General features: G+C 28.0%; 6 protein-coding genes. All 6 read left to right on the top strand.

Features of this window, described 5'->3' with window-relative positions; all coding sequences use genetic code 11:
- The first annotated feature begins 197 nt into the window (after positions 1-197).
- The 6 genes from I4U58_RS11620 to I4U58_RS11595 all read left to right on the top strand — a co-directional run bounded on the left by I4U58_RS11620 (position 198) and on the right by I4U58_RS11595 (position 6,911).
- Complete coding sequence (locus tag I4U58_RS11620; protein ID WP_195931510.1) at positions 198-1,973, top strand: GAF domain-containing SpoIIE family protein phosphatase; 1,776 nt, start codon at positions 198-200, stop codon at positions 1,971-1,973.
- Positions 1,974-2,054: 81 nt separating this feature from the next.
- Positions 2,055-2,654 carry a flavodoxin family protein gene (locus I4U58_RS11615; protein WP_195931509.1) on the top strand — a complete coding sequence of 200 codons (600 nt, stop codon included), beginning with the start codon at positions 2,055-2,057 and terminating at the stop codon, positions 2,652-2,654.
- A gap of 25 nt (positions 2,655-2,679) precedes the next feature.
- The gene (gene aroC, locus I4U58_RS11610; protein ID WP_195931508.1) at positions 2,680-3,849 is read left to right on the top strand and encodes a chorismate synthase; all 1,170 of its coding nucleotides are present in this window, start codon (positions 2,680-2,682) and stop codon (positions 3,847-3,849) included.
- Entirely contained in the window at positions 3,837-4,922 is a 1,086-nt protein-coding gene (gene aroB / locus I4U58_RS11605) for a 3-dehydroquinate synthase (protein ID WP_195931507.1), read from the top strand. Before aroC ends, aroB begins: the two co-directional genes overlap by 13 nt.
- Positions 4,915-6,174: a 3-phosphoshikimate 1-carboxyvinyltransferase gene (gene aroA, locus I4U58_RS11600; protein ID WP_195931506.1), complete on the top strand. Its 1,260-nt coding sequence runs from the start codon at positions 4,915-4,917 to the stop codon at positions 6,172-6,174. The genes aroB and aroA overlap by 8 nt, the downstream gene beginning before the upstream one ends.
- A 173-nt stretch (positions 6,175-6,347) precedes the next feature.
- The gene (locus I4U58_RS11595) at positions 6,348-6,911 is read left to right on the top strand and encodes a phosphate propanoyltransferase (protein WP_195931505.1); all 564 of its coding nucleotides are present in this window, start codon (positions 6,348-6,350) and stop codon (positions 6,909-6,911) included.
- The last annotated feature ends 482 nt before the right edge of the window (positions 6,912-7,393 follow it).

The following is a 7,393-nucleotide window of genomic DNA, read 5'->3' as shown; positions in this document are numbered from 1 at the left end:
TTACCATACGAACATTCACAAGATGGTATATCAAATACTTTCTCTATAGTACCAGGTGCTCTTGGAAAAACTAAAGATTATTTAATTTTAAATATTAATAAGATTATATGACATTACTTGGATTATGATAATTATTGTGATAAAATTTATCTACAATTAAAGGAATTTTTTAGAGAAACAATCAAGGAGGATGCTTGATGGAAAAGTATAGAAAATTAATGAAAAATTTAGTTGATATATCAGCTATGGTAACTCAGTCCACTAATTTTTTTGCAATAAAAGACCAAATTGTAGATAAAATGTTAGAGGTAGTTGAGCCAACTAAAGCATGTATTAACTTATTTTATGATAATGATTTTGAACATGCTTATTTAGTTTGTTCAGCTACCTTAGATTATATACCAAAGGTATTTCCACCAAATCAAAAAATAGGAACAAGGTTAAACTTTAAAAAATCTTATCCTAAATATATACATGAGGCAGTTGAACAGAAAAAAATTATATATATAGAGGATATATTTGAAAATCCAAAAGCAGTTGATGAAAGAGAACTAGCTAAAATGGAAGGATATAAGGGAAGAATAGTATTTCCTTTAATTTTAAATTACAATGTTATAGGATTTATGACGTGCTTTTTAACTGAAGAAGATTCATTAGAAGAATCAGATATAACATTTATATCTTCTGTAGTATCTCTTATATCATTATCAATAGAAATAACTTTTGATAATGAACACACTAAAGAACTAATAGACAAACTTAGAGAATCAATAAGTAATATAAATGAAATAACGACAAAACTACACTTAAATAATGATGTAAATGAGTTTATGGAATCATTAAACAGTCAAGCCAAGAAACTTACTAAAAGTGATGAGGCATTTATAGTAATTGATGACTTAAATTATGATTATAAAATTTTTAGTGCTATGGAAAATAGACTAAAGAAAAAAATTGATTTCCAAAAGATATTACTTAAAATAGATGAATACAACGAAGATGGAAATTATATAAATCAAGCGAAATCTATAATTATAGATGAGATAGAAGTAGAAAATTACATGTACTACAAACTAAAAGATGGAAATAAGTTATTAGGTTGTATATTATGCTCAAACAATAGACATGGATATACTGAAGATGATTTTAATATATTAGAATTAATATCTAAACAAATCGTATTAGGTATGCAATTATATAAATACAATCAAGCTGAAACAAAACATAAATTAATTGCAAATGAGCTAAATATATTAAATAAGCAGCAAAAACTTATAATGAATGAAAGTGAAATGAATTTATCTAATGATAAAGATTTATATTTCTACCATAAACCAGCAACAGTTATAGGTGGGGATTTCTATCACGCACAAGTTATAAATGAAGATAAAGTCGCATATATAATTGCCGACGTTATGGGACATGGTATAGTATCAAACTATATTGTTGCAATGATAAAGGGATGCTTCAAGACATTATGTTATAATTATCAAACTGCAGCAGAAATTATGAATAAATTAAATCAAATATTATATGATGAATTTGATAAAATGGATGTTTTTACAACATGTATAGTGGGAATTATAGATAGTAAAAGTAATACATTAGATATCTCTAATGCAGGTCATTATTGTCCAATAATAATAGATAATTCCGGAAAATTCAAATGTACTGATGATACTCTATGCAAAAAAAATATTCCATTAGGCGTCCTAGAAGATATAAATTATGAGCAAAGCACAATCTCTATAAAAGATAGTTCTATGATTTGTATGTATACAGACGGAATAATTGAAATAAAAAATAAAGATAAAGAAGAATTTGGAATAGAGAGGTTTGAGTCATTTTTACTTAAGAATTATATGTTAGAAAAAGATGACTTTATAAATGCATTGAAAAAAGAATTAGGTGAATTTGTACCTAAACATAATTTTGATGATGATATACTAGTAGTATGCTTGAGCAATAAATAATATAAAGAAATTCATATTAAGTGCTATAATAATTAATATGAAAACACATAAAAGATTTAACATTAAAATAGGAGGATTCATATGGGGAAAAATGATAAAGTATTAATAATTAATGGAAGTCCTCGTAAAAACAAAAATTGTAGCTCTATTATAAAAGAGATAACAAAAAAATTTGAAGATAACAACATTAATTACAAAGTATTAGACATATATCAAATGAATATCGAGTATTGTACTGCATGTGGAGCTTGTGAAAAGACAGGCTACTGTAGAATAAAAGACGATATGACACCTATATATGAAGAATTTAATAAAAGTACAGGGACAATAACAGTAAGTCCTATGTATTTTTCAAGTGTATCTACAAAAGTAAAGACAGTAGTAGACAGAACACAAGCATTTTTCGCTAGTAAATATATATTAAAAAAACCATCTATAGATAGAGATAAATTTAGACTAGGAATGTATATTGCAATTGGTGGACAACCTGAATTTAAAGATCAATTTTTAGGTGGACAAATTGTAATGGATATATTTTATAAATCGATAAATACAGATTTAGATTATAATTTATACCTATCTAATTCAGATGAAGTTCCTTTTATGGAAAATGAAGATTTCAAAGCTAGATTCAACAGAGATGTTGATGAATATATAAAAAGAATTAAAGAAAATAATTAATACTAAAAGTAAGGGGCGATGAATTATGTTAAGGTATTTGACAAGTGGTGAATCACATGGGCAGAGTTTAATATCTATAATTGATGGACTGCCATCAAATATAGAACTAAACTTTGATGAAATCAACTTAGAACTTAAAAAGCGTCAATGTGGTTATGGCCGTGGTGGCAGAATGAAAATTGAAAGTGATAAAGTAAATATTCTTGGTGGTGTTAGGGGAAGAAAAACACTAGGGGGACCTATATCAATTGAAGTAAAAAACAAAGACTACCAAAACTGGACTGAACATATGGCACCAATGGATGAAGTAGATTTTGAAACTAGAAAAGTAAACAATGTAAGACCAGGTCATGCAGATTTAGTCGGTTGCTTAAAATACGATTTTGATGATGCAAGAAATGTACTGGAAAGGTCATCAGCAAGAGAAACAGCAAGTAGGGTAGCAGTAGGAGCGATTTGCAAACAGCTATTAAAAAATTTCGATATAGACTTTGTCTCTCATGTTATACAAATTGGTAATGTGAAGGATGAAAATATATATGATTTTGATTATATAAAAAATAATGTAGATAATTCAGAAGTTAGATGTGCAAATAAAGAAGTAGAAGCTAAGATGATTGCACAAATAGACGAAATAAAAAGTGAAAGAGATACAATCGGTGGGGTTGTAGAAGTTAGAATAAAAAACTTAATTCCAGGACTTGGGTCATACACTCAATTTGATAGAAAAATTGACGGTGTATTAGCAATGCATCTAATGGGAACTCAAGCTATAAAAGGGGTCGAATTCGGTATAGGATTTGATGTAGCAAAACTTCCAGGTTCTCAAGTAATGGATGAAATAATATATAATGAAAAAGATGGAATAAAGAGAGTTACAAATAGATTAGGTGGTATAGAAGGTGGAATGACAACTGGAGAAGAAGTCATAATAAGATGCGCTATGAAGCCAATTCCAACACTATACAAGCCTCTTAACTCAATAAATATAAATACATTAGAACGATATGAAGCTACAGTAGAGCGTTCAGACACTTGTGCAGTTCCGGCTTGTAGCGTTGTGTGTGAAAATGTAGTTGCTTTTGTTATATGTCAATTCTTCTTAGAAACAATAGGAGGAAGTAGTTTAGAAGACGTAAAAAGAAATTATAATTCATATATTCAAAGGTTGGGTGAAAGAGGATGGAAAAAATAAAAAACAAAGTATGCAATATTTTTATTGATGATAGCTATAGAAGTTTTAATAAAGCTTTAAATGAAGTAAATGGCACAACTAATAAAAATATAAATGAAATTTACGATATGGTACTAGTAATTTCAGATGAAAATGTATACAAAACACAATTAAATAAATTTATAGATTCTTTAGGAGCTAAATTTGTAAGTGAATATATAGTTCCAGCAGGGGAAGAATCTAAATGCCTTGATACTTTTCAAAAAATACTAGAACATGCGATAAAGGCTGGTCTTACTAGAAAATCACTTATAATAGCTGTAGGTGGTGGTGTTATAGGAGATTTAGCAGGATATGTTGCCTCTTCATATATGAGAGGAATAGATTTTGTACAAGTACCTACAACTCTTTTAGCACAAGTAGATTCATCTATAGGTGGTAAAACAGGAATAAATTTAGGAACTTATAAAAATGTAATCGGTGCATTTTATCAACCTAAATTTACTTTTATAAATGTATCAGCACTTAGAACTTTGCCAGATGACCAATTTAGAAACGGTATGAGTGAGGTTGTTAAATATGGATTTATATATGATTATGAATTTATAAATTATTTATTAGAAAATAGTGAAGAGATATTAGACAAAATAGATTCAACATTAAAATACATAGTAAAAAAATGTGCAGGGATTAAAGCTCATGTTGTTGAAATGGATGAAAAAGAAGGAGGACTTAGAAAAATCCTTAACTTTGGACATACTTTCGGCCATGGAGTAGAGAAACTTTGCCATATAGCTCATGGGGAAGCTGTAAGTATAGGTATGAATATGGCATTTAAACTTTCTTTAAGAAAAAATTTAATAACTAAAGAATATTATGATAAATTTTTAAATATATGTAAGGTATTTAATTTGCCAACAGAATTTGAGGGGGCAAGCGAACAAGAAGTACTATCTATAATGAAAACTGATAAGAAAAATAGTTTTTCAAAAGTAAATATGATTTTGCCAGTAGAACATGGTAAAGTGGATTTATTTAATGATGTAGATGATGAGACAATTTTAGAAATAATAAAGGAGTGCAAATATGCTTAGAGGAAGTTTTGAATTAATAGGGGATAAGTCTATCTCTCATAGATCGATAATGTTTTCTGCTATATCAAAAGGAAACAATAAAGTAAGTAACTTTTTAATGGGACAAGATTGTTTAAGTACAGTTGCATGCTTTAGAAAAATGGGAGTAGACATAGAAATAGATGGGAAAGATGTATTCATTAAAGGAAATGGGCTTAGAGGATTAAAAGCACCAACTGATATATTAGACGTAGGAAATTCAGGAACAACAATAAGACTACTTATGGGTATTCTTGCTGGAAATGATTTTGAATCTACATTAATAGGTGATGCCTCTATAGGTAAAAGACCTATGAAGAGAGTGACAGACCCACTTAGAATGATGGGATGTGACATAACTGGAAAAGATGATGCAAACTTTACGCCTATAACAGTTAAAGGTGGTCATTTACACAGTATAGATTATAAAATGCCCGTTGCATCAGCCCAAGTAAAATCAGCAATTATACTTGCTAGTTTATATGCTGATAAACAAAGTATAATAAGAGAAAAAGTTAAATCGAGAAATCATACAGAGATAATGTTAAAAGCATTTGGTGCAGATATAAAAGAAGATGGACTAGATATAATTGTAAATCCTGTAGATGAACTATTTAACCAGGATATTTATGTTCCTGGAGATATATCTTCTGCAGCTTTTATAATAGTAGGAGCTTTAATAAGTGAAGGTTCTGAAGTTTTAATAAAAAATGTCGGATTAAATGAAACAAGAACTGGAATAATAGATGTTGTCAGAAATATGAATGGAAATATAGAAATTATAGATGAAAGAATAGTAGGTGGAGAAAAAGTAGGAGATTTACTTGTTAAATACTCTAAAGATTTAACTGCAACTACAATTGATAAAACTATAATTCCTAGATTAATAGATGAAATACCAGTTATAGCCGTTTTGGCAACACAGGCTGAAGGTACGACTATAATAAAAGATGCTCAAGAATTAAAAGTAAAAGAAAGCAACAGAATAAAAACTGTTGTAGACAACTTAAAGAGAATGGGTGCAGATATAGAAGAATTAGAAGACGGTATGATAATAAAAGGAAAAACTAAACTTCATGGAGCTACTATAGAAACATTTAAAGACCATAGAATAGCAATGTCTTTCTCTATAGCAGATTTAGTAAGTGATTCTAGAGTTATTCTTGACGATCCTAGCTGTATAAATATATCTTTCCCTGGATACTTTGATTTGTTAAGAGATTTAGCTAAATAGTATAAATTATGCAATAAAATGATGTTAAAAAATGTAAAAAATTTAATAAATAAAGTAAAAGATTGTAATATACAATATACGAATATATTATAACAATTGATTTTATTATAAATTTTAGATATAATTTAATTGCGGTTATTAAAAATTAAACTATATTTCAGGAGGTTTTTATTATGAAATTACCAATAGCATTATCAAATAAACACGTACATTTAAGTCAAGCTGACGTTGATGTATTATTCGGAGAAGGATACCAATTAACTCCATTTAAACCATTATCTCAACCAGGACAATATGCATGTGAAGAAAAAGTTACTGTAGTAGGACCTAAAGGACAACAAACAATGAGAGTTTTAGGACCAGTTAGACCAGAATCTCAAGTTGAAGTTTCTTTAGCAGACGCTAGAGGATTAGGTTTATCAGTTCCAGTTAGACAATCAGGAGATATAGATGGAACTCCAGCATTCAAATTAGTAGGACCAAATGGTGAAGTTGAATGTGAAAAAGGTATAATAGTAGCAGCTAGACATATACACATGAGTCTTGAAGATGCTGAAAAATTCGGTGTTAAAGATAAAGATGTAGTAAGTGTTAAAACTGAAGGATTAAGAGGATTAACTTTCCACAACGTATTAGTTAGAGCTAATGCTAACTTTGCTTTAGAAATGCACGTTGACATAGAAGAAGGAAATGCAGCTGGCGTTAAAAACGGAGATTTAGTAGAGTTAATAAAATAATTTTATCTATTTATAAAATTTTATGATTAAAAAAGTAATAAGAAGTGTATGTATATAGTATACACTTCTTTTTTTTTTAACTAAATTAAGAAAATTACTAAAAAAAAAAAGAAAAAATTATTAATACTTTAAAAAAAATTTTAGATGTGCTAACATAATAATTGCAAATAAGTTTATATTTACCAAAATATGTTTATTGGAAAATTGTAGAAAATAGGGCGTTTTTACTCAACCTAAATATAATTTATTACGTATTTATATATTACAAAAATATACATATTATAAAAAATCCTCATACGGGAAAAATAGTTGTAAATTTAAAAACTGTAAAAATTGTCAAAACATATTTGACCTCTGATAAATTGTTAAAAAACTAATCAATTAACGGGGTGTTTTTGTTAATTTAAGTTATCAAAAAATTAGTAATAGAGGCAAATATGATTTTAAGTTATTTATTTATTTAAGAAAAATAATAAAAATAT

The organism is Clostridium sp. 1001270J_160509_D11, assembly GCF_015667935.1.
GTDB lineage: Bacteria > Bacillota > Clostridia > Peptostreptococcales > Peptostreptococcaceae > Intestinibacter.
The sequence above is the reverse complement of the archived record's forward strand: the minus strand, read 5'-3'. Positions and strand labels throughout refer to the sequence as shown.

Excerpts from the sequence above, each read along its gene's own strand:
- I4U58_RS11620 (WP_195931510.1), top strand. The coding sequence starts at position 198 with ATGGAAAAGTATAGAAAATTAATGAAAAATTTAGTTGATATATCAGCT.
- I4U58_RS11615 (WP_195931509.1), top strand. The coding sequence starts at position 2,055 with ATGGGGAAAAATGATAAAGTATTAATAATTAATGGAAGTCCTCGTAAA.
- aroC (WP_195931508.1), top strand. The coding sequence starts at position 2,680 with ATGTTAAGGTATTTGACAAGTGGTGAATCACATGGGCAGAGTTTAATA.
- aroB (WP_195931507.1), top strand. The coding sequence starts at position 3,837 with ATGGAAAAAATAAAAAACAAAGTATGCAATATTTTTATTGATGATAGC.
- aroA (WP_195931506.1), top strand. The coding sequence starts at position 4,915 with ATGCTTAGAGGAAGTTTTGAATTAATAGGGGATAAGTCTATCTCTCAT.
- I4U58_RS11595 (WP_195931505.1), top strand. The coding sequence starts at position 6,348 with ATGAAATTACCAATAGCATTATCAAATAAACACGTACATTTAAGTCAA.